The organism is Caldivirga maquilingensis IC-167 (assembly GCF_000018305.1).
GTDB classification, from domain to species: Archaea; Thermoproteota; Thermoprotei; order Thermoproteales; family Thermocladiaceae; genus Caldivirga; species Caldivirga maquilingensis.
Genome location: NC_009954.1, coordinates 561,036 through 587,830, shown reverse-complemented (window position 1 = coordinate 587,830; position 26,795 = coordinate 561,036). Strand labels below are relative to the sequence as shown.

General features: G+C 43.3%; 24 protein-coding genes and 3 pseudogenes. 14 read left to right on the top strand and 13 right to left on the bottom strand.

The features are described 5' to 3' along the window. Positions 1–21: 21 nt before the first annotated feature. A complete protein-coding gene (locus CMAQ_RS02815) occupies positions 22–1,263 on the top strand; it encodes a M20 family metallopeptidase (protein ID WP_012185616.1) in 1,242 nt (413 codons plus the stop codon). A 52-nt stretch (positions 1,264–1,315) separates the two neighbouring features. On the opposite strand, the gene CMAQ_RS02810 is transcribed toward CMAQ_RS02815, so the two are convergent. Beyond that, positions 1,316–3,682 (bottom strand): ABC transporter substrate-binding protein, encoded by a 2,367-nt coding sequence (locus CMAQ_RS02810; RefSeq protein ID WP_012185615.1) that lies wholly within the window; start codon positions 3,680–3,682, stop codon positions 1,316–1,318. Positions 3,683–3,842: 160 nt separating this feature from the next. On the opposite strand from CMAQ_RS02810, the gene CMAQ_RS02805 reads away from it, so the two are divergent. Both CMAQ_RS02805 and CMAQ_RS02800 read left to right on the top strand, forming a co-directional pair. Continuing rightward, positions 3,843–4,607 (top strand): helix-turn-helix domain-containing protein, encoded by a 765-nt coding sequence (locus CMAQ_RS02805; protein WP_012185614.1) that lies wholly within the window; start codon positions 3,843–3,845, stop codon positions 4,605–4,607. 115 nt (positions 4,608–4,722) lie between these two features. Beyond that, positions 4,723–5,703, top strand: a complete 981-nt coding sequence (locus tag CMAQ_RS02800; protein ID WP_012185613.1) for an aldose 1-epimerase — start codon at positions 4,723–4,725, stop codon at positions 5,701–5,703. Here the strand turns inward: CMAQ_RS02800 and CMAQ_RS02795 are convergent. Beyond that, the gene (locus CMAQ_RS02795; protein WP_012185612.1) at positions 5,687–5,905 is read right to left on the bottom strand and encodes a 4Fe-4S dicluster domain-containing protein; all 219 of its coding nucleotides are present in this window, start codon (positions 5,903–5,905) and stop codon (positions 5,687–5,689) included. The two genes, CMAQ_RS02800 and CMAQ_RS02795, sit on opposite strands and share 17 nt — an antisense overlap. 151 nt (positions 5,906–6,056) lie before the next feature. On the opposite strand from CMAQ_RS02795, the gene CMAQ_RS02790 reads away from it, so the two are divergent. Together CMAQ_RS02790 and CMAQ_RS02785 are read left to right on the top strand one after the other, a co-directional pair. Beyond that, entirely contained in the window at positions 6,057–6,365 is a 309-nt protein-coding gene (locus CMAQ_RS02790; RefSeq protein ID WP_012185611.1) for a translation initiation factor aIF-1A, read from the top strand. 1 nt (position 6,366) lies between these two features. Then, entirely contained in the window at positions 6,367–6,897 is a 531-nt protein-coding gene (locus CMAQ_RS02785) for a hypothetical protein (protein WP_048062633.1), read from the top strand. Here the strand turns inward: CMAQ_RS02785 and CMAQ_RS02780 are convergent. After that, on the bottom strand, positions 6,878–7,837 hold the full coding sequence (locus tag CMAQ_RS02780) for an NAD-dependent epimerase/dehydratase family protein (protein ID WP_156769820.1): 960 nt from the start codon (positions 7,835–7,837) through the stop codon (positions 6,878–6,880). The two genes, CMAQ_RS02785 and CMAQ_RS02780, sit on opposite strands and share 20 nt — an antisense overlap. 165 nt (positions 7,838–8,002) lie before the next feature. Here CMAQ_RS02780 and CMAQ_RS11000 point away from each other — a divergent pair. Next, positions 8,003–8,207: pseudogene (locus CMAQ_RS11000) on the top strand (RNA-guided endonuclease TnpB family protein); the annotation flags it as partial. Here CMAQ_RS11000 and CMAQ_RS02775 read toward each other — a convergent pair. After that, a complete protein-coding gene (locus CMAQ_RS02775; protein WP_048062632.1) occupies positions 8,204–9,679 on the bottom strand; it encodes a hypothetical protein in 1,476 nt (491 codons plus the stop codon). The pseudogene CMAQ_RS11000 and the gene CMAQ_RS02775 sit on opposite strands and share 4 nt — an antisense overlap. 179 nt (positions 9,680–9,858) lie before the next feature. Here CMAQ_RS02775 and CMAQ_RS02770 point away from each other — a divergent pair. Then, positions 9,859–10,011, top strand: a pseudogene (locus tag CMAQ_RS02770) (zinc finger domain-containing protein); the annotation flags it as partial. Between the two features lie 307 nt (positions 10,012–10,318). Here the strand turns inward: CMAQ_RS02770 and CMAQ_RS02765 are convergent. Further along, positions 10,319–10,804 carry a zinc ribbon domain-containing protein gene (locus tag CMAQ_RS02765; protein ID WP_052290688.1) on the bottom strand — a complete coding sequence of 162 codons (486 nt, stop codon included), beginning with the start codon at positions 10,802–10,804 and terminating at the stop codon, positions 10,319–10,321. Positions 10,805–11,112: 308 nt separating this feature from the next. Here CMAQ_RS02765 and CMAQ_RS02760 point away from each other — a divergent pair, with 308 nt between their 5' ends. The 3 genes from CMAQ_RS02760 to CMAQ_RS02750 all read left to right on the top strand — a co-directional run bounded on the left by CMAQ_RS02760 (position 11,113) and on the right by CMAQ_RS02750 (position 13,959). Continuing rightward, positions 11,113–11,388 carry an elongation factor 1-beta gene (locus CMAQ_RS02760; protein WP_012185606.1) on the top strand — a complete coding sequence of 92 codons (276 nt, stop codon included), beginning with the start codon at positions 11,113–11,115 and terminating at the stop codon, positions 11,386–11,388. A gap of 99 nt (positions 11,389–11,487) precedes the next feature. Continuing rightward, positions 11,488–13,695, top strand: coding sequence for a CDC48 family AAA ATPase (locus CMAQ_RS02755; protein ID WP_012185605.1), 2,208 nt, complete (start codon positions 11,488–11,490; stop codon positions 13,693–13,695). A gap of 42 nt (positions 13,696–13,737) precedes the next feature. Further along, entirely contained in the window at positions 13,738–13,959 is a 222-nt protein-coding gene (locus CMAQ_RS02750) for a hypothetical protein (protein ID WP_012185604.1), read from the top strand. 7 nt (positions 13,960–13,966) lie between these two features. On the opposite strand, the gene amrS is transcribed toward CMAQ_RS02750, so the two are convergent. Continuing rightward, positions 13,967–15,097 carry an AmmeMemoRadiSam system radical SAM enzyme gene (gene amrS, locus CMAQ_RS02745; protein ID WP_012185603.1) on the bottom strand — a complete coding sequence of 377 codons (1,131 nt, stop codon included), beginning with the start codon at positions 15,095–15,097 and terminating at the stop codon, positions 13,967–13,969. A gap of 77 nt (positions 15,098–15,174) precedes the next feature. Here amrS and CMAQ_RS02740 point away from each other — a divergent pair, with 77 nt between their 5' ends. Next, positions 15,175–15,756 carry a YbhB/YbcL family Raf kinase inhibitor-like protein gene (locus tag CMAQ_RS02740; RefSeq protein WP_012185602.1) on the top strand — a complete coding sequence of 194 codons (582 nt, stop codon included), beginning with the start codon at positions 15,175–15,177 and terminating at the stop codon, positions 15,754–15,756. A gap of 32 nt (positions 15,757–15,788) precedes the next feature. Here CMAQ_RS02740 and CMAQ_RS02735 read toward each other — a convergent pair whose 3' ends face one another. Genes CMAQ_RS02735 through CMAQ_RS02720 form a run of 4 tightly spaced genes read right to left on the bottom strand, consistent with a single transcriptional unit; the run spans position 15,789 to position 19,837 of the window. Continuing rightward, complete coding sequence (locus CMAQ_RS02735; RefSeq protein ID WP_012185601.1) at positions 15,789–16,286, bottom strand: hypothetical protein; 498 nt, start codon at positions 16,284–16,286, stop codon at positions 15,789–15,791. Position 16,287: 1 nt separating this feature from the next. Beyond that, positions 16,288–17,358 (bottom strand): DUF58 domain-containing protein, encoded by a 1,071-nt coding sequence (locus tag CMAQ_RS02730; RefSeq protein ID WP_012185600.1) that lies wholly within the window; start codon positions 17,356–17,358, stop codon positions 16,288–16,290. A gap of 15 nt (positions 17,359–17,373) precedes the next feature. After that, entirely contained in the window at positions 17,374–18,315 is a 942-nt protein-coding gene (locus CMAQ_RS02725) for an AAA family ATPase (RefSeq protein ID WP_012185599.1), read from the bottom strand. After that, positions 18,308–19,837: a transglutaminase-like domain-containing protein gene (locus tag CMAQ_RS02720; protein WP_012185598.1), complete on the bottom strand. Its 1,530-nt coding sequence runs from the start codon at positions 19,835–19,837 to the stop codon at positions 18,308–18,310. Before CMAQ_RS02720 ends, CMAQ_RS02725 begins: the two co-directional genes overlap by 8 nt. A 55-nt stretch (positions 19,838–19,892) precedes the next feature. Between CMAQ_RS02720 and CMAQ_RS02715 the strand changes: the two genes are divergently transcribed. The 3 genes and pseudogenes from CMAQ_RS02715 (at position 19,893) to CMAQ_RS02705 (ending at position 22,407) form a co-directional block, all read left to right on the top strand. Next, positions 19,893–20,801: a hypothetical protein gene (locus CMAQ_RS02715; protein ID WP_156769819.1), complete on the top strand. Its 909-nt coding sequence runs from the start codon at positions 19,893–19,895 to the stop codon at positions 20,799–20,801. 79 nt (positions 20,802–20,880) lie between these two features. Next, positions 20,881–21,255, top strand: a pseudogene (locus CMAQ_RS02710) (PaREP1 family protein). Between the two features lie 672 nt (positions 21,256–21,927). Next, the gene (locus tag CMAQ_RS02705) at positions 21,928–22,407 is read left to right on the top strand and encodes a PaREP1 family protein (protein ID WP_048062888.1); all 480 of its coding nucleotides are present in this window, start codon (positions 21,928–21,930) and stop codon (positions 22,405–22,407) included. 149 nt (positions 22,408–22,556) lie between these two features. Here CMAQ_RS02705 and aroC read toward each other — a convergent pair whose 3' ends face one another. From aroC to glmS, 3 genes are all read right to left on the bottom strand, one after another. Then, positions 22,557–23,654 (bottom strand): chorismate synthase, encoded by a 1,098-nt coding sequence (aroC, locus tag CMAQ_RS02700; RefSeq protein WP_012185595.1) that lies wholly within the window; start codon positions 23,652–23,654, stop codon positions 22,557–22,559. Between the two features lie 86 nt (positions 23,655–23,740). Further along, positions 23,741–24,814, bottom strand: a complete 1,074-nt coding sequence (locus CMAQ_RS10345; protein WP_052290686.1) for a nucleotidyltransferase family protein — start codon at positions 24,812–24,814, stop codon at positions 23,741–23,743. A 46-nt stretch (positions 24,815–24,860) separates the two neighbouring features. Next, positions 24,861–26,687 (bottom strand): glutamine--fructose-6-phosphate transaminase (isomerizing), encoded by a 1,827-nt coding sequence (gene glmS, locus CMAQ_RS02690; protein WP_048062628.1) that lies wholly within the window; start codon positions 26,685–26,687, stop codon positions 24,861–24,863. Positions 26,688–26,795 lie beyond the last annotated feature (108 nt).

Genomic DNA, 26,795 nt, shown 5'->3' with positions numbered 1-26,795 from the left:
TCCCCTATTTAATAGTTAATAATGGTTAGTGAACTGGGGGATCAGTTGGCTGAATTAACCTCACGTCTAGTTCAAATAAATAGCGTTAATCCACCTGGTGATGTAACCGGGGTTGTTGAATTCATTAGGAATTGGCTCAGTGAAAGGGGATTCTCAAGCAGTATTTACGAGTACGTTAAGGGTAAGCCCAATTTAATAGCCAGGGTAGGTAAGGGTAAGCCTATAATCATACTGAATGGGCACACTGACGTCGTACCACCAGGTGACCCAGATAAATGGACCCACCCACCCTTCTCAGGTAGGGTTATTGAAGGAAGGGTTTACGGGAGGGGTTCAACAGACATGAAGGGTGGGGTAGCCGTCATAATGATGGTTTTCGCTAAGTTAGGGCCATTAATTGAGAAGGAGGGTGCTGGTTCATTAGTCTTCTCCGCCACAGCTGATGAGGAAGTTGGTGGTCATGCCGGTGTTGAGGCCTTAGTTAAGGATAATTTACTAGTGGGTGATGCAGCCATAGTTGCTGAACCAACAGGCTTCGATAAGTACTGCATAGCTGAGAAGGGGTTAAGCCAAGTGAAGTTAATCACCAGGGGTAGGCCAGCCCACGGTAGCCTGCCTCTACTTGGTGATAATGCAATAATGAAGCTGTTCAAGGCTATTGATAAGGCCCAGGGCATTATTAATGAAGTGAACAGGGATATTAAGCTACCCCAGGATTTAATCGAAGCCGTTAATAATTCAGCAAAGGTCTACCTGGAGGGGGCTTTAAGGAGCGGCCTAAGGTTAAGTGAGGATGATTTTAAACGCGTAATAGGCTCAGTATCCTTCAATCCAGGCGTAATTAAGGGTGGATCCAAGGTTAACATGGTTCCAGACTACGCGGAACTGGAATTAGACATGAGGGTACCACCCGGTGTCTCACCAAGTGCCGTTATTGATAGGTTAAGGAACGGCTTAAGTGAATTAGCTGAAGTGGAGGTATTAGACACCAGTGAACCAAACTACACACCCTCCAATGAGAGGATAATTCAATTAATACGTGAAGGCATTAGTAGACAAGGAGCTGAGGCTAAGCCAATAATAATGACTGGGGCAACCGACGGAAGGTACTTGAGACTAAGAGGCATACCAACGGTGATTTACGGACCAGGTGAATTAACATTAGCACACACTTATGATGAATACGTAACCATAAAGGACCTAGTGAACACTCATAACACCATAAAATACACTGTGGAGAAATACTTAAGTTTAAAGCAATAAAACATCAAAAATACCTAATAATTTGATTTAATATTTTTATTTGCTTATCTTCTTATCTTCTTCTTAATGCTATTATTGCTGCTACTGCTGCTATGACTATTACTATGATTACTATTCCTGCTATTAATGCTGTGCTTATTACTGGTTTAGTCACGGTTACGGTTGATACTGCTGTTGTGGTTGCTGTTGATGTTACAGTGCTTACAGCTGTACTGGTTACTGTGCTTGTAACAGTACTAACAGCCGTAGTGGTTGTTGTAGCAGTAGTAGTGGTTGTGGCAGTAGTCGTTGAAGTAGTAGTCACTGGTGTAGTGGTTGTCGATGTAGTAGTCGTTGAAGTAGTGGTTGTAGTAACTGGTGTATACGGTATATGGAAGTACGATGCAACACACTGCTGTAGACTTGGATCAGGATTAGGAATACCTAGGAATGCAGCATACTGAGGATACTTAGTCCACAATGAACCATTAGCTATAGCTTGAGCAACAGGAGGAACAACACCTTTTGGTGCAACAAGACCCCATGCGATTATTATATGTAGGTTACTGAAGAATGAGTTACCGTAGCCCCATGGCATGGCTTCTAGTTCATATGTTAATATTGGGTACTTATTGATTATGCATGGCTGGAATAACCAGTTTGGATCCATTACAGATGTCATGTATTCATACGGCTCAAGCTTATCATAAAGCGGCACTATTGGAACGAAGTAGTAGTACCATGCGAATATTATCTTCAGCATTAAGTCATATTGAGGTGTTCCTGGAGCAGCGATATTCTCAAGCATCTGCCAGTTGGTTATGTTAATGTAGCCGTATGTTGAGTTGACACACCACACTATGGTACCATTAGTGAAGACAGGTGGCTGAGTGGGTAAGATAACTGGGCTGCATGTACCATTAGGCCACTGGAATGGCCAAACTTCACTACCCTTATGCCATGCCTGAATGGCTACTCCAGTAGTCCACCAAGGATCATTTAAGAACGCCCATATACTACTATATAGTCCATTAGTAAAAATAATCCACGTGGTAGCACCCTCATACTCACTATTAGGTATTATAGTGCTCCAGAATACTCCAACATCCTGCCCAATTAACTTGCCATTAATACCGAATTCCTGTAATTGAGATATCGCATCACTAGTCATAGTCATCCAGTCAGTCCAACCACTAGTCCCATAAATATAGAGCGTTAATTCTGTTCCGTTTGGTGTGTACCAGTATCCGTTAATCTTCTTGAATCCTAGGCTTTCAAGGAGTTGTTCGGCCTTGGTCCAGTTGTAGGAGCACGGTATAATGAACTGCCTAACACTTGGCGGATAAGTATCAATGGCTTCAGTGGGTACTGGCTCAGGGTAGTAGTCTGGTTTACTGATGGCTAAGCCCCATGCTGCAGCAACCTCAGTCCTATTAATAACATCGCATAAAGCCTCCCTGACCTGAGGAATATTCCAAGGATAATCATGAGGATTAATGGCAATACCCATCGTTGCGAATACTGGTAAGGCGAATGAAGACCAGCCTGGTGTGCTATTAATAACCTTAAGCTGGGATTCAGATAAACCGATCCAATCATATGTTATTTTCCCAGCTAACATACCGCTTAAGGCCTGTGTATTGCCGCCAGTCTCCCACACTATTGCCGTTGGATCATAGTACCCCCATGATGCGAAGGGGAAGACCTTATACCATGATGACAATAAGTTAGGCGGCTCAAGGGTGAAGTGGGTATATGTTGTGCTAACGTAACTTACGTAATATGGATATAGACCATAATATGGTGCAACAAACTCAGTAATATTTGTTGAGTATTTTGTTGCTTGTGTCACGTTCATTGTTTTTAATGCATCTACTATTGGTTTCCATGCGGCGTATGGTACATCAATCCAACTTGTTAATAGCCAATATGGTATGTACGGTGTCCAGATTTGGAATAGGAATTGTATTGTGTAATTATTTAATACTCTAATATCCTCATCAACGAGTGATTGGTTAATCCAAGGCACATACCAACCAAAAGCCTTCATACCAATATAGAATTCAGCATAAACATCCCATGCTGTGAAAGGCAATGTAGCAGAACCATTATACCAGTATAAGCCAGGCCTAAGGTAAATCGTTAAAATACCACTACCATTAGGCAAAACCTCAGCAGTCCAATTCTCAGCTAGAATAGGCCACCATTGGCCAGTCAATGGGTTAAACGCCGCTAATGGTAAGTAATCCCATGTATTACCAATCATGTTACTTGGCGCATAGGGATTCCACATGGGTGAACCTGGTGTTAATATTATTGTGACAGGGGCGCCTCCTATTATTTGAGGCTTCTGTTGAGCTTGAACTATAGCCACACTATATGCTGCAACTACTATGAGTACTACCGTAGTTACTAGTATGTATATGAGTGTTTTACCCATAGTTCAACTTATTATTGCTCTCCCTTATAAAATCACCTAGCTCATTAATACTGCATAGAGATGCTGTTTCTTGTTAATTTTCAGTATACTATTATGCATACCCTAGGAACCGCATGCTGTAGTAAAAAATTAATAAGAGACCCTTAGAAGTAATTAAATTATGTATGACACTGAGGCATTAATGTTACTTAATGGTTTACTTAACTCACCTAGGTTAGTTTACCTAGATTACTATCATTACTCAGACTGGACTGTTAAGGTTTCTGAACTTAACCTTGAGTATAGGGTTTTAAGCAGTTTCGTTGACTCCTCTTCACCATTCATAGTGGAGTATGCTCTGGTGAGGGTTGGTAGTAGGCTTGACTTTAAGAATTTCCTTAAGACCTTGAATAGTCATAGGAATGTCTTAAGTATTGATGATGTTAAACCCATTAACTCCACTTACCCTAGGTTAATTAGAATGGTTGTTAGGGGTGATTACGCGGACTCCACTAGGTTTAAGGCTCACATTCTTGGTGGTTTAGAGATAGGGTACAGTACCAGTGGTGGTGTTGAGCATTGGGTCTTCCTGTTCCCGAGTAGTAAGGCTGTTGACATGTTTATAGGGATTATTAGTGGTAATGGTGAGGTGGGTAGAGTAAGGGAGAGTGCGGTGAATCCTGAGGATGTGGTGGCAGCCATAGTGAGGAGTAAGGTTAAGGTACTGTTGAGTAGTGATGAGGAGAAGTTGTTAAGGATAGCTCATGAGAATGGGTTATTTGATACGCCGAGGAGGATAACGGTAAGGCAGTTGGCTAAGGAATTGGGTGTGAGTGAATCAACATTATCCAGGAATTTAAGTAGAGTAATTAAGAGGGTGCTGAACATTATAATTAATGATGAATTCAATCCATTAGATGATGAAACACTTCGCTTCACTCCTTAATCTTCACGCTTTTAGAAGCATGTAGAGTTAAATTCATTAGGTTTATAGTTATTCTCCAAGGTATTGAATAAATAGTTATAAAATATAGTGTATTGAATTAAACTTAGGGATCCGTGTGATTAATGATGAATGGTCTGTGAATGGGTTGAGGGTGATTAAGATTAGTAGGAATGAACTTGAGGTCACTGTTATCCCTGAACTCGGTGGCTTAATTTGGAGCATTAGGTACAATGGTAATGAGCTGCTTCACCATCATAAGGATCCTGAACCCATTGAGTATTTTAGAGAAGGCCTAACACCAGAGGACTTCTATAATGTAGTCTTCTTCGGTGGTTGGTTTGAGGTGATTCCCAACGCCGGCTATGCCTCAAAGTACGCTGGCGTATTCTTTGGTCTACATGATGAGACTCCTTACTTACCATGGAGGGTTGAGTATGATGAGGAGGTTGACGAGTACTCAATGCTCATGATTGTGACCTTGAGGAAGTATCCGCTTAAACTGTATAGGCGAATTAGGTTAATTAACAGTAATGAGGTTTTAGTTAAGGAGAGGTTAATTAACTTAAGTGGACAGAATTTAAAATTCTCATGGCTGCATCACCCAAACTTCGGCGGTGACTTACTGAGCGAATGCACTACACTTGAGTTACCTGAGGGTACTGAGGTTGAGGTTGATAAGTACCTTAACGGTGATTCATCAATACTTGAACCTGGTTACAGGGGCTTCTTCCCAATGGTTAAATCTAAGGATGGGGGGATGATTGATTTATCAAGGTTCCCAAGGGGTATTAACACTAATGACTTAGTTTATGTGCCTAATGTTAATGGTAATTGGTTTAGGTTAATTAATGAGGATTTAGGTATTACCCTTGAGGCTAATTGGGATTCATCAGTGTTCAGGTCAATGTGGCTTTGGAGACCACTGGGTGGTGGATTAAATTACCCGTGGTTCAGTAGGATTTACGCAGCTTCAATTGAATTAGCCACCAGTTGGCCAGCCACTGGACTGGCTGGACAGGTTAAGGCTGGGACGGCCTATGAGATTCAGGGTAATGGTGAATTAAACACTTGGATTAGATTTAAGATAACCTCTTAACCTCCTTAGGGTTAACCTTAACGATTATTGCATTGAAGGGGCAGTTGTATTGGCATGAGAAGCAACCCATGCATTGCTCCTCTGAGGCAACCACAGCCTTAGCTCTTAGTTTACCAATTAATACACCCTTAGGGCATATTGCCCAGCATATTCCGCATCCAATGCAATTATCCAGAACCATTACCCTGAACGTAATGACCACTACTCATGATCCTTATTAAACTGATGCTTATTAAGTTTGCTTAGTTACTCTCTCAGAGTCACGTATACGTATACTACACGTATACGTGTAGAGTAGGGTTAATTATATTGATTGACGGGAGGTTTATTAAGAGTCCTGGGGCTGGGTTCCTGTGAGTGCAGAGTCTAAGGTTAGGGTTCCGGATGAGGGGGAGATGCTTGCTAAGGTTACTGACATAGTTGGGGATGATAGAGTTAAGGTTGTTTGCGAGGATGGTAACGTCAGGATAGCTAGGATTCCAGGTAAGTATAGGAAGAGGATGTGGATTAGGATTGGGGATTATTTAATCGTTGCTCCATGGGATTTTGAACCCAGCAAGGCTGATGTTGTTTATAAGTATGAGAAGGGTGAGGTTAATGAACTTAGGAGGATTAGTAAGTACAGTGAGGTTTTAAATAGGCTTGATGAATTAGCCCTGTAGCGTGATGGATCAACAGGAATTAAATAGATTAAGGGACCTGGTTAAGATGGAGCAGGAGAGTAAGGAGCTTGTGAAGTTACCCTACAGGTCCTATAGGGAGTTAATTAGTAGACTGGTGGGTAATGTTAAGTTTGGTGGGGCATTGGAGAATACATTAACATTAACGTACTTAGGCATGGTTAAGGACCTGCTGATTGCATTACTTAGGGCTAGGTTACTTAAGATACTTGACCAAGCCTCAGAGGGTAATGTACCCAGGGGTAACCTTATGGTTGAGGAGACTAAATTAGTCTCAGTATTAGAGGACTTGGAGCGTCTGCTTAAGCCAAGCGCCCTTAAGGCGCCTAGTAGGGTTATGATAGTTAGGTTCACTTCAAGCTACTTCAGTATTAAGACCAGTAAGGGTAGCATGATTAATGAACCCACTGTGGGTGACTTGGTTATTTTACCCAAGGAGGATGCGATTGAGTTGGTTACTAATTTTAAGGTTGCTAAGGCGTATAGGATTAAGGTTAGGGGGCGTTCCCCTTAAGCCACCTAATGGTTAACCTAACCGCATCCGCGCTACTGTACCTTGGGGACCAACCCAGTTTACTTAACTTATCAACATCAAGAAGCATGTACTTAACATCACCTAACCAACCCCTACCATCAGGGGTCATGGCCCTGGTAACTATGTTAACGTTCCTTAACCCAAGTTCCTCAATAACAATCCTAGCTATATCCATTACAGTAACCCAATCCTTATTACCCACATTAAAGGCCTGTTCCTGAAGACTACCATTAATTAGTTTATTGAATAGGAATAATGATGCATCAACAGCATCATCAACATATAGGTAACTCTTCCTCTGGCTACCGTCACCAAGAACCTCAAGTTCCCTGGGATTCCTGGTGAGTTTAATGTAGAAGTCATATATTACACCGTGCCTTGACCTGGGTCCAACAATGTTAGCGTACCTTAAGTTAACAACCCTAATACCGTAAAGCCTAGAATACGTATCCAGTATAATTTCCCCAGCGGCCTTAGTGGCGCCGTAGACGCTTATGGGTATTATTGGGTGATCCTCAGGTGTTGGTAAAACCTTAGCATCACCATACACTGTACTACTACTGGCGAAGACAATGTACTTAACATCACTCACCCTAGCCGCCTCAGCCACATTAAATGTTGCAACCAGGTTATTATCGAAGTGGCTCCTAGGCTCTACTGAGGATACCCTAACCTCAGGGTTAGCGGCTAGGTGGAATACGGCGTATGCACCCTTAAACTCACTAACCCAGTCCCCCCAATACTTAAGATCAGCCTTAACAACATTAACCCTACCTGTACTCAACGACTCCTTAAGGTTACTTACATCCCCACTACTGAAATTATCCAATACAGTGACCTCATAACCATCCCTCACAAGCCTATCCACAAGGTGGCTTCCTATGAAACCTGCCCCACCAGTCACAATTACCCTACTCACTATAATCCTCCCATTCACTGAACTAACGGAACCTTCTAAAACTTAACCCCTGTACATTAATTAAGACTAGTCTTAAGGCAGCCATTGCAAAAGAACAACAAGCCTTACCTTTTAAGGCAGGGTAAAGTTCGAATACTTTATTGTAAATGGTGAATGGGGAGTATTACCCTATGTGGGGAATTAACCCTCATGGGGGTTTATCGTGGTTTGTTTAAGTGTCCTCGCATGGGGAAGGTAATTAACGCAGGCCTAAAGGTTCACTGTTGGATGAGTGGAGCGGGGTGGAGGGGAATCCTCCACTAGCGGTGAAGCAGTGAGAATGAAGACGGTAAACCACAAACCAATAAACCACCTAGGGAGAGGAGGTTAGTGACTTACACCTGTTGAATTATTGAAGTACATGGTGAAGTAGTTCAGTGATTGCTTAGCTAACTTAGCGTGCATGAAGGCCATGGGGCAGTAAATCCTCATTGAGTATAGTTTAAGGGCGAGGTCTAGGAGTAGGGTACTGTTGAGGCCCTTAACCCTAATAATGTTAATCATTGTGTTATTAATTAATGAGTATGTTGATATGCATTGGTTTAACTCATATATTGATAACGTGAAGTTGCTTAAAGTTAGGTTAAGGAGTCTTGCAATGCTCTTAGGCATCCTAATACCCACCATGTATCCACCATTACCCCATTTAAGTATGCCTTTCGCTTCATAATTATTAATCGTATGATTAATATACTTCATTATGCTTAATGTATCACTTACATTGTATTCAGTATAAATGTTTGAGATAAGTAAACCTAATGTACCGTTTAGGTAACTTAACTTAACCTGGGAAGTAATGCGACCTATTAGGCTTAATTCGGTTGCATTATACCCTAATTCACGGTATATTGAACTTACCCTAGCCAGGGTCACTGTTGTATTCAGGTATACGTAGGAGGCGTTGATGCAGTATAATTCATGTGACTTAAAGATGTTTAAAACCTCGCCAAGCTTACTAATTGTATTGTTCATTGATAGTAAGCCCATTAAATCACCCTTAGTTAATAATTCATTAATGGTTTGATTAACCTCATTAGCGTATTGATTAAGTGCATTGATTAAGGCCTCCCTAATGAATGAACCATAAGTGCCATTACGTATCGCCGCTAATTGAGCTAGGCGACCATACTCACCACCCTTAATGTACGTAACCGTCAGGGCCTTAACCCTAGCGTAAAGGCTATTGGCTAATGCCGCCTCCTCCTCATGCTTAAGGCTGTTTAATAATACTGATGCCTCATTCATTATATTGTTAAGTTCACTGCATGTTAAGTTACTTGAGTTCAGGAGTTTAAGTATGGATTGAGTCTCATTATAAGCCGTCGTATTGCCAAGTCTTAGGCTTAACTCCGCAGCTGCATTAACCTTAGCCTTAATTAAGTCTATTATTTGTAGGCACGTGTAGTTAATAGTCCCTTCATGACTCAGCCTACTCATTAAGGTAACATACGTCTCCTCCTCATAGCCCACTGCCTGCTGGATGTAGTTGAGGGACTTAATGCATTCACCAAGGTTAAGTGTTTCATTAGCCTCACTTAAGAGTTGGGAAGCATTCAGTAGGTCAGTATTAATTATTGAATACTCACCAGTGGCGTTGGCTATTATGAGTACCTTAATGTATAATTCCTGGGCTATCATCATGTTGACGCTGGCTGCAGTGCAGGTTAATGATGAGTTAACGGTAATAGTGTAATTAACTGGAGGGTCACTTGAGGCCGTTGGTTTCTGGGTAAGTGAGTGAACCGCAATAACACTAACCACCAGTGCTGCTACGGCTATTAAGGCCAGGTACCTCCACTTCATGTGTTGAGTAAATGAGTAGTTGTTAATAAGGTTTTTCATATTCCACTATTCTGAGGCGCAATGAAGTAACCCTAAGTCCGCTAAATCCTTAAAAACACTTAAATTAGTGGCTGGTAATGGCGGCAGTAAGTGCACGCTCTAGGCCGAGGCCGAAGCTTTATGGACCAGAGGTTTACTACTGTACATCATGCGGTAGCCCAATTGCGCCATTTAAGAGGGCAACCCACTTCCTATGCCCAAACTGCGGTAAATATGAGATTTGGAGGTGCGAACGCTGTAGGAGGGAGGGAAATACCTACAAGTGCCCGGTCTGCGGCTTTGAGGGCCCCTAATTAAGTGTCTAAATATTACTTCCCGCTTAACCTCAATATTAAATTAAGTGGATCCTGGTTAGAATCAAAGGAGGCTTAATTATGGGTTCCCCATGAAATTAAAAACCAGACTTACCCAGTGCTATTATTACTTCTTTACGCATTTTTAATGCCGTGGATTAATGAACTGACCTCCTCCCCGCCCTAAAGGGTGAGGGTTCCTTTAGGGTGGTTCATTGGTTCCCCGCATCTATTCGGGCTATATCTTTCATCCGTGGGGCAGTCGAGGGGGGTCAGAAGCTCCTCCCATTTTGACTAGAATTCTCTTCTAAATATTCAGCAAGGCTATTACATCTCTATTGTCTTCGAATCCGCATGTAGAATACTTTAATGCCTTATAGCCGTTTGCAACAAGCCTGTTTCCGCACCTAGGGCACGTTGTCGATGTTCCCTTAGGCTCTACAGCAACTACTTTTACACCATGCTTTTCTGCCTGCCAGTCAATCCAGTAGATGAGTCTTCTATAGGAGAGCACTATCATTCTTACTCTGTGTGTCTTTGGTAGCTCTCTTAGAGCTTCCACTAACCCTTTCAAGTCCTCTCTGGCTACAGCTAAGCTGTTTCGCTTAGCTTCGAGATCTATCTTTAGAGCCGTCTTCTTCGCCCAGTACTCGGCAATGTTTCTAGCCTTTCTGTGGAAGTACCTTATACGCTCATGTATTCTCTTCCTGCGCATCCATGGTCTGTACTTTCCATGAGAGTACTTCTTCATGAGCTTCTCGGCAAGTAACCTGTAGTGCATGGCTCTATCCACAGTTGTTTCAACTCTTTTAACAATGCTGAGTTGCCAAAGTAGATATACCTCTCGTTAATGTCCACGGCTAGAACAACCTATAGGCTCTACTTTCACAGGCTTTGGAACCCTCACTCACCCCTATACTTCCTTATGCTTACCTTCCTGAGGCACCTTAGGCACGTAGCGTAGAACTGTTTTCCCCTTGTATCCCCACCTTGAAAAGGCGAGGCTTTCAGCTGTAAATAGGCTGAAATGTGGCTCCTGTTTTAATTAACTGGTACAGTAAATTTTATATAATGCGTATTTTAGGGGACATGGTGAATTAAATGGCTCAAATATACTACGTGTACAGGGTTACCCCAAGTAGGGAGGATGTTGACTACGAGAAGCTTAAGCAGGTTATTAAGGGTAAGCTTGAGCCGAAGTACCCTGTTAAGGGTATTGAGGAGGAGGAGATTGGTTTCGGTATTAAGGCCTTGAAAATACACATAGTTACGCCTGAGTCCGATGAGTACACTAGTGATGAGATTGAGAACATACTATCCCAGATAGAGGACATTGGAGGCATTGAGCTCGAGTACTTCACCAGGGTTAGCTTCTAAAAACACAACCAGCCCTAGCCTTGGATTAGCCTTTGCAGCCTCATGCCTAAGGTTGCGGGGCATTAAAAGTTTTATAAACCCATAGTTTAATTCTCACCTATGTCCGGTGAGGAGGGTTGGATTGAGCTTCGGGTGGCTGAGGCTAAGCAGAGGGATGCTGGTAGACCCATTGTTCGCATTGACCCAACTATTATGAGGGATTACGGTATTGAGCCAGGTACCGTGGTTTACATTAAGGGTAAGAGGCTAACGGCAGCTAAGGTAATGTATGGTTTACCTGAGGATGATGGTAGAGGGGTTATTAGGATGAATTCAATCATTAGGAAGAACGCCGACGTTAGCGTTAATGATACTGTTAAGGTTAAGGTAACTGAAGCTAAGCAGGCTCAATTGGTTAAACTAGCCCCAGTCTCAATGACGTTATCAATTGAGCAGAACTTCGAGAATTACGTTAAGCAGAGGCTTAAAGACTACGTGCTAATGGAGGGTGATTTAATACAAATACTGGTGCTTGGGCAGTCCCTAATATTCCAGGCTATTCAAGTTAAGCCAAGTAATACACCGGTTATTGTTGATGATGAGACCCAGGTTAAGGTGCTTGAGAAGCCTGTGGAGAATATTAGGATACCTCGTGTTACTTGGGAGGATATTGGTGATTTGGAGGAGGCTAAGCAGAAGATTCGTGAGCTTGTGGAGTTGCCTCTTAAGCATCCTGAGTTGTTTAGGCATCTTGGTATTGAGCCCCCTAAGGGTGTTTTACTAATTGGTCCTCCTGGTACTGGTAAGACTCTCTTGGCTAAGGCTGTTGCTAATGAGGCTGATGCGTACTTCGTCTCCATTAATGGTCCTGAGATTGTTAGTAAGTATTACGGTGAGTCTGAGGCTAGGTTGAGGGAGATTTTCGATGAGGCTAAGCGTAATGCACCAGCAATAATATTCATTGATGAAATAGACAGCATAGCACCAAAACGCGAGGAAGTAACCGGTGAGGTGGAGAAGCGCATAGTGGCCCAATTACTAACACTAATGGATGGTTTACAGGAGAGGGGTCAAGTAGTTGTTATAGGAGCAACGAATAGGCCGGATGCAGTGGACCCAGCATTAAGAAGACCAGGAAGATTCGACAGAGAGATTTGGATTAACCCACCTGACACTAGGGGTAGGTATGAGATACTGCTCGTCCACACTAGGAATATGCCCCTTGAGAAGGATGTCGACTTAAGGAAGCTCGCTGAGATAACGTACGGCTACACTGGAGCCGACATAGCTGCATTAGCCAGGGAGGCCGCAATGAAGGCTTTACGTAGAGCTCTTCAACAAGGCATAATTAACCCAGATGACCCTAACACCTTCACTGATGAGAACCTGAGTAGAATAAAGGTTACTATGCAGGACTTCATGGATGCTATGCGTGAGATAATACCAAGTGCCCTGAGGGAGATTTACATTGAGGTTCCTAAGGTTCGCTGGAGTGATGTTGGCGGATTAGAGGAGGCTAAGCAGGAGCTTAGGGAGGCTGTTGAGTGGCCTCTCAAGTACCCGAATAGGTTTAAGATAATGGGCATTAGGCCGCCTAAGGGTATTTTGTTGTTTGGTCCTCCTGGTACTGGTAAGACTCTCTTGGCTAAGGCTGTTGCCAATGAGAGTGGTGCAAACTTCATAGCCGTCCGCGGCCCTGAAATACTGAGTAAGTGGTTTGGTGAGAGTGAGAAGGCTATTAGGGAAATATTCAAGAAAGCCAGAATGGCAGCACCATGCGTAGTATTCTTCGACGAAATAGACGCAATAGCACCAGCAAGAGGATATACGTTGGATACATCTGCGATGGATAGGATTGTGGCTCAATTATTGGCTGAGATGGATGGAATAGCGGCGTTGGAGAATGTTGTTGTTATAGGCGCCACCAATAGGCCTGATATGCTTGACCCAGCATTACTAAGACCAGGAAGATTCGACAGAATAATATACGTACCACCACCGGATAAGCCCAGTAGGTTTGAGATACTTAAGGTGCATACTAGGAATGTGCCCTTAGCTAAGGATGTTGACCTATGGAGGTTAGCTGACTTACTTGAGTACTACACTGGAGCCGACATTGAACTACTGGTTAGGGAGGCGGCGTTAACGGCTCTTAGAGAGAACCCTAATGCAACCGAGGTTACCATGGAGGACTTCTCCAAGGCAATGAATAAGATTAGGGCTACTTTAACCCCTGAGATGATTAAGTTCTATGAGTCATGGTGGGATAGGTTTAAGACTAGTCAAGTTAGGGCTAGGGAGCAGAGGAAGGCTGAAATATTCATTTAATCTGCAAAACCTTTAATAAGGCCTTATTTTCCACTAGCATGAATGAGTAAGCCATCATTCCCGCTTCACTACGTTATATACCAGTACCTTAAGATGAAGAAGGAGTCATCAATTAAGGACCTGATGCAGGCTTTAAAGGCGTTCGGTTACGATAATGTGGATGAGGGTGAGGTACTTAAGGTGCTTATGAGGCTTGAGTTAAATGGCCTAGTGACCGTTAGCACTGATAGGAAGTACAGGTACTACATTAAGCTTAGGCAGTAGCGGTAAGCTACTCACCCTGCCTTAACCTACCTCTAATAGCCTCCACGTCTGATTTAGTAACCTTAGTGTACTTTGTGAATAAGTGGATTGGGACGTAGGCGAATCTATCCTCCCTCCACGTTGGCCAAACTTTACCATCAATGTTGATCTTAGCCCCACAGAACCTGCACCTATTATCCTCAGTTAAGTTAACCTCAAGTATCTGGAATCCATACCTCCTGATAACCACGTTACCGCAGTTAGGGCAGTAGGTGTTCTCAAGCTTATGCCCGGGGACATTACCTAGGTAAACGTACCTGAACCCCATCCTCCTCGCTAACTCAGCATGCTTCTCAAGAGTCTTAACAGGTGTTGGAGGTAGGTTACTGAGCTTGTAGTCTGGGTGGAATCTGAGGAAGTGTATTGATACGTCGGGTCCTAGGTAATCCATGATTCTCTTAAGCATTACCTCAGCGTCCTCCAGCCTATCCCCAATCTCTGGGACAACTAAGTCAGTTATCTCCACGTGAATCCCCTTATCCCTCATCTCCTTGATCGATTGGAATATTGGCTCAGGGTCAGGAACCATTGAGTACTTCCTCAGGAACTCCTTATTCGCATTACCCTTAATGTCAACCGTGGCTGCGTCAAGGAACTTTGATAAGTAGTCCACAGTCTCATCAGTTAAGTAACCGTTGGTGACGAATGTGTTGAATAATCCCTTCTTCTTAGCTAATAAGCCAACGTCATGCGCGAACTCGGCGAAGACTGAGGGTTCATTGTAAGTATAGGTTAAGCCCTGTACCCCGTAACTCTCAGCTAATTCAATAATAAGCTCAGGCGTCACCTCGAAACCCTCCCATAGGCGTCTTTGACTAATATCGAAGTTTTGGCAGAATTGACAGGCCCAGGAGCAGCCGTAGGTGGACATTGATAAGACGCTTGAGCCTGGGTTAAAGTGGAAGAGGGGCTTCTTCTCAATTGGATCAACAGCTATGGCTGATAATTTACCGTAAACAACAAGGAATAATCTACCACCGAAGTTAGCCCTAACTCCACAGAATCCTACTTGTCCATCATTAAGCCTACACCGCCTAGCACATGCAGTACACATTACTACTCCTCCACTTAAGTTGCGCTGTAGCTCAGCCTCCTTCACGCATTACTGATTACTGTGGGGATTAATAAATCGTTCTAGGATAAGGTATTAAAAACAGCACCGGGTTAAAGATTAGGATGAGGATAAAGCCCTCGTATATAATAACTACGGTAATACTGGTGATAATAATGGTGGCGTTAGTAGTAATAATGACCCTTAGCGGGGGCTCTGGTGGTGGGGTTACTGTATATGAGCCTAATCTAGGCTTAGGGGGCTTCAGCATTAAGGTACCTATCTACGGTAATGAATCAACAATACCCAGTTCATACGCCTGCAACGGGGTTAACTTCACATCATCACCCCCTTTAATCATAAGTAACATTCCCTCAGGCACTAGGTCACTCATGGTTGTTATGATTGATGTCGACGCCAACATGTTCATACACTGGGCCCTAGTAAACGCGCCACCAGTATCATTAATACCCCCTAACCTACCTCACTCATTTAACACTAGTTTCGGTGAACAGTTGATTAATGACTTCGGTAACGTGGGCTTCAATGGACCTTGCCCACCCAGCAGGCACATGTACATTATAATAGTTTACGCATTAAACTCAACGATTAATGTTAAGGATGGTAAATACACTTACGCTCAATTAGTAAGTATGATTAAGAATCATGTATTGGCCACAGCCCTATGGATTGGTTACTACGGTTAGGCGGAGGTAATGTGCTAGTGAATGATTAAGCATTATATAGTACGTTTAAGCCACACCCTTAATAATGCGTAATCAATTATGATTATGCTCACAACGGTTAACATCATTGAGTTTAGCAATGATATGCCTATAATTTGACCACTGGTTAAGGGTATTAGGCTAACAACGTAATCCACAAGCGGTTTCCAGGCATCAGTAAAGTAGTATAGTGTGAATAAGGCTATGGATAAGACCATGTTAAGTATCATGGTTAATTCACCAGCCCTAGTTAACCTAGTAATAAGCAGTGAAGCGTAGAGTAACTCCTCGATTAAGCCTAGGCTTAAGGGCAGTGGGCCCTGTGAGGGAAGTAGGGCAAGGGGTAGTAATGCAGCTAGGCTAAGCGTGGTGTATTCACAGTACTTGGGCTTAATAAGGAGTAGGAGCGGTAGTAATGCCGCTAATGGTATTAACGGTAGGTAACCGGTGGTTATTATTAAGGCCATACCGGTAATAATCATTAAAATTAACGTAAGTCTACAATAATCCATGTTAAACCACCAGGGTCTCAATACCTCTCCTCCTTAATTGAACAGCGTATTTAGCCTCTTCACCGGGTATTATCGCTAAGTGACCTGTGGCATTAACTATGAAGTAATCCCACCCCTCCTCATTAGGTTTAGGGTTAGGGTACACGACCCAGGCAGCCTCCTCACTTGGCGCATTAATTAACCTACTTAGCCGCCTAACCTCATTCTCATCCCTAGCCCATGAGTAGGCGTCAACAAGTAAGCCCTCAATAATGGGTACTTCATTAACGCTCACGTTAATACTCTCCGATATACCTGGTCCAATTAAAAGAACCCTAATTAACCCATGTTGCCTAGCCAATTCCTCAAGAACCATGAGAACCCTATCAATAGGCCTAACATCACCTCCAGTTAATAATTCAGGTAAGGCGGGTATGGATACGGTTAACCTAGCCGCCTCCTCACTGTAATCCTTAGCTATGAGTGAATCAACCTTAGCTGAGGATGGCCAGTGAATCCTTGAGGCTGGCTTAGAGTAATCATACTCAACAAGACCCCTATACTCCTCAGCCCCAGTTTCAAGAAGCCTTGAGGCCCCAATCCCAGCCCCCTCCAACGGCCCTGGTAGAACCATTACTGTTGATTTCAATTGCTGAAACCTAGATAATGTTAACCCAGTTAGGGAGTCGTAAGCGGTTAATAGGAAGCCAAGCAGCCTAGCGACACCACTCCACTTAAAGATTAATTCATCACCCTTAACGACCACGTGCCTTGATACAATAGGCTTAACCTCAACCCCAATAGGCGCCTTAACCCTAATACCCTCACCCCTATGTATTGCATGGGATGGTAACTCAACCTTAATGCTCCTTAACTCCACTGTACGCGACACATACCATGAGAGCGCGTAGGATGTGTAGAAGAGTAGGGCTAGGGAGGCTACTATGGTTAATTGAGGTGAACCATTAATGAAGCCGATGTAGGACACAACAACCATTATCAGCGGTTGAGCCACAGCCCTAATCTGGTCAATTACCTGTCGCCTGGTTAATGTCCTTAATACTGCCTTCACCCTACTTGCTGCACTTACCACGGTTACTTACCTACCTTACCTCCTTATTAAACTAGCCTCAGGGGTTTCAACACCCTTTAAAACATCCTCAATAACCTTCTCCGGATCAACTGATGAGGAGAAGATCCTGTGGGCTAGCACGTATGGTGCAACTTTAATTACATCCTCTGGGACTACGTAATTCCTCTCATGAATCAATGCCCAGGCCCTAGCTAACCTACTAAGCATTTGAATAGCCCTAGTACTGGCCCCAAGCCTAACACCCTTATACTCCCTTGTTGCCCTAACCACGTTAACTATATAATTAGCCACTGGGCGCGTTAACTTAACTCCATCAACCTGGTCAATCAATTTATTTAACTCCTCAATTGAGATAACTTGCCTAACTAACTCAACCCTACCTAGGTTAGTGTTTATGCTTATTTGAACCTCCTCATCAAAGCTTGGGTAAGTTAAGTAAATCCTAGTCATGAATCTGTCTAATTGAGCCTCAGGGAGTGGGTAAGTGCCGCTTAATTCCCTTGGGTCCTGGGTTGCAATAACCATGAATGGTTTAGGTAACTTAAAGGACTTCCCACCAATGGTTACCTGCCCCTCCTGCATTGCCTCAAGTAAACCAGCCTGGGTCTTAGGTGGAGCCCTATTAATCTCATCGGCAAGCACTATGTTTGCGAATATTGGCCCAAGCTTAACCTCGAAGTCATTAATCTTAGGGTTATAAACCACAGTACCAACAACATCACTTGGAAGAAGGTCAGGGGTGAATTGAATCCTACTGAAGCTTAGGCTAAGGGTCTTGGCGAATGCCTTAGCCAGCGTTGTTTTACCAACCCCAGGCACACCCTCAAGTAGGACATGGCCACTTGCCAGTAGTGTGGCGAACATTACTGTGGCCTCCTCCTCATAACCAACAATAACCTTAGATAACTCAGTCAACATCCTACTAAGTACCGTACCTACCGCTTGAGTATCACTCACTGTAAACACCCCTCGCTGTTAAGTAAAGGTATAGGTAATAAATTAGTAACGCCGGTAGCACTAAAAGTACGCTAACACCCACGTAGTTAACTATACCATACTTAGTGAATAATGCACCTAATCCACCACCATTGGGTGATACTGGTAAGCCCCTGTAGGGTTTGAAGTCAATCCAACCACCGTAGTATAATTCAACCCAAGGCAAGTAACCGTACTCTAAGTATTCCCCATCATACTTAACGGGTATAGTGCCTAGGATAACCCTAGCCGGGTACCCTGAGGCCCTATAGAGGTACATGGCTGCGGCACTAGCCACCAGTGGGCTCCATGGGTAATTTAAGGCATTACTTAATAACTCCTTAACAGTATCATTATTGAATAATTTAAATATGGCTAAAGCCCCCTTCATGGGTGTTGTAGCGTTAATGGTTACGGGTAATTTAACCGTGGACCTATATAGGAGTGCATATGGGTCATTAATGGCTGCAGCTTCCACACTAGTTGCTTTACAAGCCTCAACACTATACCCTACTTCACTTACTGGGTTACTTACCATAAGTACCTTACCGGGTTCAATCAAGTAAAGTAGACTGGAGGGAGGATTAGTGTACTCGATTTCAACATAGCGTGCAACCACAAATGACTCATTTTCATTAACAGGTATCGGTATAGGTATAATGTTTTCAGGGTGAATTAAGTAGACGGTAACATTATACACCCTGCAGTCTGTTACATTACCAGTGAACATAACCACTGTGTAAGGTATGGTTTCGAAGGAAACTATAGGCTTCAATGTATAGTTAAGGCTATAGCCTTTAGTCACATTATCGAAAACATAGAATCTGAGGTAAAACGGTGCACTTGACTCAACCCTAGCCACTAATTCAGCGGACTTAGTTACCAGTAGTACGCTTGTTGGGAAAGCGTTCCCAAGCCCCAACCCACCCCCGTAGGTGTATGTATTGAAGATTCCACTGAAGGTGACCTTAAAGGGTATTGGCATGAAACCATTGAGCATTAAATTAACTGAAGTCATATTACGCGCCATGTGCACGCCTCCACCTAACTTAGTAGTAATTAGGCACCCAGTTCCATTAATATATATAACCTTAATATATGGAGTATTCAAGGCAGGTACCATGGGGCAGGTCATCGACACCTCATTAATGGTTAAGTTACCTGTGACGCCGACGATTAATCCACTGCTTGTTGAATTAATAAAGTAAGCATTATTACCAATAATGTACATTTTACCGAAGGATCCCTCACAATAGGCTTCACCAAGCTTCATGAACTCCTCAGCGTATTTACCCATTATTGATACGTTATAGTAATTATTTAAAGTTAAATTAAGGCCGGTAACAGTAATATTACTTTTAATTAATGTTAATTCAAAGCCTGTACCGTTAAGGGTTAGGTTAATTACAGTATTATTTATACTGGGAACCATTACGCATGAGGCGTTACCCATGATGGATAATAGGGCGTAAGCCATGAGCTTTAGGGAAAGTAATATTAACACCTCTTCAGTCACCTAATGTGTGAACGTTAAGAAAGGTTATATATACTTTATTACAGTGGTATTAGCCATCAGTGTAGCCTCCTCACCACTACTAATGCCTCAGAATGAGACCAGTGTAGTGTTAACGCCCCTTAACTACTCCCTTATTAAGCTCATTCCCCTGAGCGTTAAGTATAATGGATCCATGGGGGTCCTCATATTAACTGAGCCAACTGCCTCAAGCCTAATTAATGAGGCTCAAGCCTACTCCACAATTAACTTCACTCAGGCAGTGGAATTCAGTGGATTCCTGATACTTAATAATAAGCCGTACCTAGCCTATGGTGTAATAGAGGTTGAGCATGAGGCTGTTAACTTAACTAAACTCATAGTTTACATTAGCTTAGCCTCACCCCTCAAGCCTACTCAGCAACCAGCAAGTCCCCAGGCTAATCAATCCTTACCCTCAGGTTCATTAAACGAAACCAGTGAGGAGTTAGTTAACCCACTGAATCCTATTAATCCTTACCTCGGTAACACAACAATGATTGGTCACTTTCTACCACCTGGCGCAAATAGGTATGGTGGTGAGCCTTACCTTAATGCCTCAGTCACAGTAACCACCACGGTAAGCGGTGTGGTTAATGAATTCGCCTCACCTGAGTTAATAGTATTAATTGCCTTAGCTTTAATTTCCATAATCCTAATCGTCCTAACCATTAGTGAATTAAGTACTAATGAGGACTGCGCCGTTAACGGAATGAGGAGGGTGGTTAATAGGTTGAACAAGTTTCTTCAAATATATAAGCCTGACTTAACGAGAAGTGAATTACTTAAATACATATCCTACTACACCAGTGACCGTGAATTGGTGCTTAATGTAATTTCAACCTACGAGAGACACGTATATGCTGGGGAACCAATAAACTGCAGGGAGTATAATAAGGCTGTTAAGGCGCTCATTAAGATGATTAGAAGAATGTGACTCACAGCCTTAAAACTATGCCTAGGTGAATACGGATTCATGTGGAAAGTATTTTTAAGAAAAGGCATTAGAATCCTTTATGAGTAATCCTATAGAGGAGTTAATGCGTATCACTGAGGAATCAATTAGGGAGTCTAGAGAAAGGTTAAATGCCGGTGACGTAATTCAAGCCTCAGAGAAGGCGTATAAGGCCGCTGAGGAGGTTATCAAGGCTATTGCCGAGAAGTTTAACCTACCTGAGTATCAAATGGCCGTGAAGGAGGGTGAATGGTACATTTATCACTTATCCTCTGTTGCTTCAAAATATGAGTGGAGTAGGAGAGGATAGTCCTCAACATACCTACTCCACGTCTGGGGTTTTCATGAGGGTAAACTCGATGTTAATTCAGTGAAGGAGTATATTAAGGATGTTGAGGAAATGATCATTAGGGCTAAGGAGGAGTTACTTAAGTAGATGAACACCTAACACCGTGCATAAATCAATAATTAAGCCTTCAATAGATTCAGTCTAACTAGTCCTATAGTCTCTCTAGGAATTCCAGTTACGTTAATGGAATTACCTCAATGAAATACATAAGTCCAAAATTCCACCGAATCTTATTAGGGACATAAAAGACTATTCAAGAAACTCATTACCTCAAAATCCCTGGAAACTATACTAAATCGCTCATACTTAACCAGCTCCTTAATTAATTTCCCTCAAGAATGCCTCAATGTCTTCTAAGAACCTCCTCAGGTGTATTGCTTCATACTTAACCATTCTCTTAGCCAAACTCTAAGACTCCTCGGTCTTAAACTAATCAACAGGTTCGCTGAGTAATCCATTTACCACATCGGGATAACGCATGATAGTATGGTACTTTACTAGCGGTGTGAAAATTATGTCTCTTAGGCGGTGTTTCTCCATGTATAATGAAGAACGGCGCCTTAAGCATTTATCTCAGCATCAATTAAGTCATATTCAATAGCCTTAATCCAGAGTAAAGTCTACTTATGCATTATATAGTGCATTTAAGGTAAATGAAAATTAGGAGTTCTTCAGCGTTCATGCGATATGAATTAATAATCATTAATACATTAATACTGAAAGCTTAATAACTTCCCAAGGTGTTTAATAACCGTGGAAATACCTAAGGAGTTAATAAGAATAGCTGAGGAGAAGGGTATTAATATAGTTGACTTAGTGCTAAGTGAAATATCTAAAAGTGATCCGTCAGAGAGCATGAGGATAAGACTAGACTTGGCTAGGAAATACATTAGTGAAGCTAGGGAGTATTTAGCTAAGGGTGATGCTGTTCAAGCCAGTGAGAAAGCCTATAAGGCTGCTGAGGAGACTGTGAAAGCATTAGCTGAGAAGTATAATTTACCTGAACACCAATCAGCCGTGAGGGAGGGTAGATGGTACACTTACCGATTAGGCTCCGCTGTTAGTAAGCTGAAGGCGTTAGGCGATTGGGTATTGAGTGGATGGGGTAGTGCGTATTTTCTTCATGTGTATGGTTTTCATGAAGCTAAGTTATCTGTGGATGATGTAGCTGTATATATGAGTGAGGTTGAGAAGATGATTAAGGAAGCTGAGAAAATACTAGCGTCAGCATCCCATTGATTGAGTGAGATTAAATATTGATTATACGTGAATGAAGTACATGAGGCTTCATGTTCCTTAACTAAGTGACTGTAATTAACTAAGATTAACCATTGAGATTTAAGAATTAAGTAATTAACCTGAGTTTATAATGTACTTAGTCTTAAGGGTTACTTCCTTATAATCCTGGGTATTAGGCCTGCCCTTATTGCATGATCCACTAGGATTATTGCCGTCATCGCCTCAGCGGCTAGGATTGCCTTTGGGGCTGTGGATATATCGTATCTGCCTGTGAAGGTTATTGTTGTTTCAGTTATTTTCTCAAGGTCAACAGTCCTTTGAGGCCTCCTAATGCTTGGGGTTGGTTTAAAGGCTACCCTAAACCTAATTGGTTCCCCAATACTCATTCCACCCAGCATACCGCCAACCCTATTGGTCTCAAGCCTTGGCTTACCATTCCTGAGCACTATTTGGTCATTAGCCTCACTACCCCTCATTCTAGCTAGTTTAAAGCCTAGGCCGAACTCAATGCCTGTGGTGCTTGGTATTGACATTACTGCCTTAGCTAAATCAGCCTTAAGCTTATCGAAGACTGGTTCACCAAGTCCAGGAGGTACCTCAGTGGTTAATACTTCACCAATACCCCCGACACTATCACCCTCAGTGGCGGCATTAATTAATACCTTGATTGCCTTTTCAATGGCCTCATCATCAATCATTGGTAGGGGTTTTTCCCAGGACTTAGCAACATCATTGAACGTGTAATCATCCCTACTAATGGATACACCCCCAAGTTCAATTAAGTGACTTGAAACATCAACATCAATAGTTTGCTTAAGTATCGCCTTAGCCACAGCCCCAGCAGCAATCCTTGCAACAGTCTCCCTACCACTTGCCCTACCCCCACCCCTGAAGTCGTATAGCTTACCGAACTTCAGGTACCAGGCTAAGTCAGCATGACCTGGCCTTGGCTTCATCCAAATATCCATGTAGTAATTCGACACAGCCCTCTTATTCCACACCACTATTGCTATAGGCGTACCTGTGGTTAACCCATCCTTAATCCCTGAAAGTATTTGAAAATCCTCATCCTCACACCTTGGGTTTAAGACAGGTATGTGGCAGAACCTCCTCCTATTAAGTTCCCTCCTAATGTAATCCTCATTCAACTGAATACCCGCAGGGACACCATCTATGACCACACCCACCGCTGGTCCATGACTCTCACCGAAGGTGGTTACCCTGAAGACTACTCCAATACTGCTCACGGGTAACGCATTTGGCTTTAGGGATTTTAACAACTGCGTGCCTGCGTTGAGGTAGTTAAGTGAACCGAAGTATACTTAAGGGTTCCTTAACCATAGTACGTTAGAGGGTTAATTAATTCACTCGGCTTAACCACACTACCTGGCTTAATGACGCTATTAGCACCAACCCTAGCACCTCCACCTATTACTGCCCCAATTTTCCTATCCACTGTTGTTGTTAAAGTTACGACACCTGGCTCCACGACAGCCCTTGGGCCTATTAATGATGCACCTATGAATGACCCCCTGCCCACAGTTGCCCTAGGCCCCACCAGTGATTCAGTTACCTCAGCGTTAGCGCCTATTACCGCTCCCTCTTCAATGGAGGTGTGGTTCCTAAGTAAGGCCCCAGTACCCACGTAAGCCCCCTTACCAACGTACACTGGTCCCCTTAGTGTGCAGTTATGGTCAAGTACAGCATCATCATCAATCACCACTAAGCCCTCTATTGATGCCTTCGGTGATATCCTAGCCTTAGTGGATATTGTGGATTCCCTTAAGCCTGAAAGCAGGTTCCTGGTTAAGTCAAGTAAACTCCACGGTGAGTTAACCCTAGTGAACCAGCCATTCCACAGGTGGACACCAGCCTTAATGCTACCCCAGTTTAACTCACCATAATCTTCAAATACGTTGCGTTCAATCACCATTAGGTTTAGGAATAGGTAACCAGGCCCCATGCCTCTGCTTAGGCCCGTAACCCTACCCTCACTATTAACGTGAACCACTACTCCACTGGAGGTATCCTCAACTGCTGTAACAAGCATTGTTGCGTCATAGCCCATTGATAAGTGTGTGTTAAGTAGGGCCTCGTAGGCTTCCCTTGGTACGTAATACTCCGTTGAGGAGAATACTACAGTGGATCCCCTTGGGGTCTCCTTAATGATTAGCTTTAATGTACCCCAGTAGTCATTGCTTAACCTACTTAATTCAACCCCCTCGACATTAACATTATCTTCAACAGCCGCGATGACTCTAAGAGCGCCAATTGACCTTAAATTATCCGCAACGTGGATTAGAAGAGGCTTACCCATAACGTTAACCATGGGTTTAGGTTCATTACTTAAGCTTCTTAATTCACCTCCATTAGGTGCAAAGACCACTCCTATTAGACTCCCCTTCATTACGCATTAAGCTGCTTAAGTCTTAATAATATTACGCCTCCTTAAGCTACTCCACGGTAACTGTCTTAGCCAGGTTCCTTGGCTTATCAGGGTCATAACCCCTTAATACTGCAGTGTGGTAAGCTAGTAATTGGAGTGGTATGGATTGAATAATGGTGAGTAGGTAAGGTGAAGCATCAGGTGTTTGAATAACCTCGGTGAAAACCTTACCCAACTTAGCGTAGTGCCTGCTTGGTAAGATACCTATTGTGTAAGCCCCCCTAGCGGTCATTTCCATTACATTACCCTCAAGGGGGTCTAGGTAATCATCATCAGTCACAGTGAATACTACTGGGAATTCCTGGTTAACTAGGGCTATTGGGCCATGTTTACTTTCACCCGCTGGGTAAGCCTCGGCGTGGACATATGCAACCTCCTTCATCTTAAGCGCCCCCTCCATGGCTATGGGTAATCCAATTCCCCTACTCAAGTAGTAGGCATTGGTCTTAACAGCGAGTTTACCGGCAATGTGCCTAACCCTGGCCTCAACATTAATTATCGTTGTGTTAACGAGATCAGGCGCCTGCTCAAGCTCATTCAACACTAGGCTATAAGCCTCCTTACCCATACCCCCACTGTGTAATGCTGCATTAGCGGCTAATGCGGTGAGGATCATTAATTGAGTAGTGAAGGTTTTAGTGGCTGCGACGCCTATCTCAGGCCCGGCATTGGTGTATAATTGGTAATCACTCTCCCTGGGTATTGTACTATCCACCACGTTTGAAACAGCCAGAACCTTGGCGCCCCGCTCCCTAAAGACCCTTGTAGCCATTAGTGTGTCTATTGTTTCACCTGATTGAGAAATGGCTATGAGTATGTCACCCTCCTTAACCAGTTTAATGTACTTCCTGTACTCGGAGGAATTGAATGCATGAGCATCTAAACCGGCTAAACTCACCAGTAGGTAATCCAGAATTAACCCAGCATGGTATGATGTACCGCTGGCCGTTATGAAAACCCTCCTAGCCTCAGCAATGGCCTTACCCAACTTACTAACGTAATCCATGTCTAATCCAGCCCAAGTCTCCCTGAGGGCCCTGGGTTGTTCATGAATCTCCTTAAGCATGAAGTGTGGGTAACCCTCCTTACCCGCTGATTCAGGACTCCAATTAATCACCCTAACCCTATCCTCCACGTTAACTGGTTCACCATTCCTCTCAACGTAAATGCCGCTTGGTGTTAAGTAACCGTACTCACCGTCGTGAAGCGTTATGACCCTATTAGTGTAGTTTAGGAATGCAGGTATGTCACTTGCCAGGAAGTTGAAGCCCTCACCCACCCCTATTACTAATGGTGAAACATTCCTAGCGAAGAAAACCTTATCAGGCTCATGGGAGTATAGTAGGGCTATGGCGTATGAACCCTTAAGTCTCCTAATAGTCTCCCTCAGTGCCACTAGGGCTGGTAAACCAGCCTTAACGTAATCCTCAAACAAGTGTGCTATTACCTCAGTGTCAGTATCACTGATGAACCTATGTCCCCTTGCCATTAACTGCTCCTTAAGTTCCCTATAATTGGCTATAATGCCATTGTGTACAACCGCAACCTCACCGGTGCAGTCAACGTGGGGGTGGGCGTTCTCGTCACTTGGCTTACCATGGGTTGCCCACCTAGTGTGACCGATGCCGCTTAAGCCATCTAATGCAGTGAAGTTGAATCTAGCGTCAACCTCATTAATCTTCCCCTTACCCTTCCTAACAGTAATCCCCCCAGTCCCAGTCACGGCAATACCTGCTGAGTCATAACCCCTGTACTCAAGTCTCTCAAGGCACTTCTTAAGCGCTGAACCAAGCCTCTCACCAATACTACCGGCTACACCTACAATACCGCACACTAGTCCCCCTGCTTGTCTCATTAATTTAAACTTACCTTGAGTTAAAGCTAGTTAATTTAATAAACTCCCAGGTACTTTAACTAAGGAATGATGAGTGGGAGACCTCGC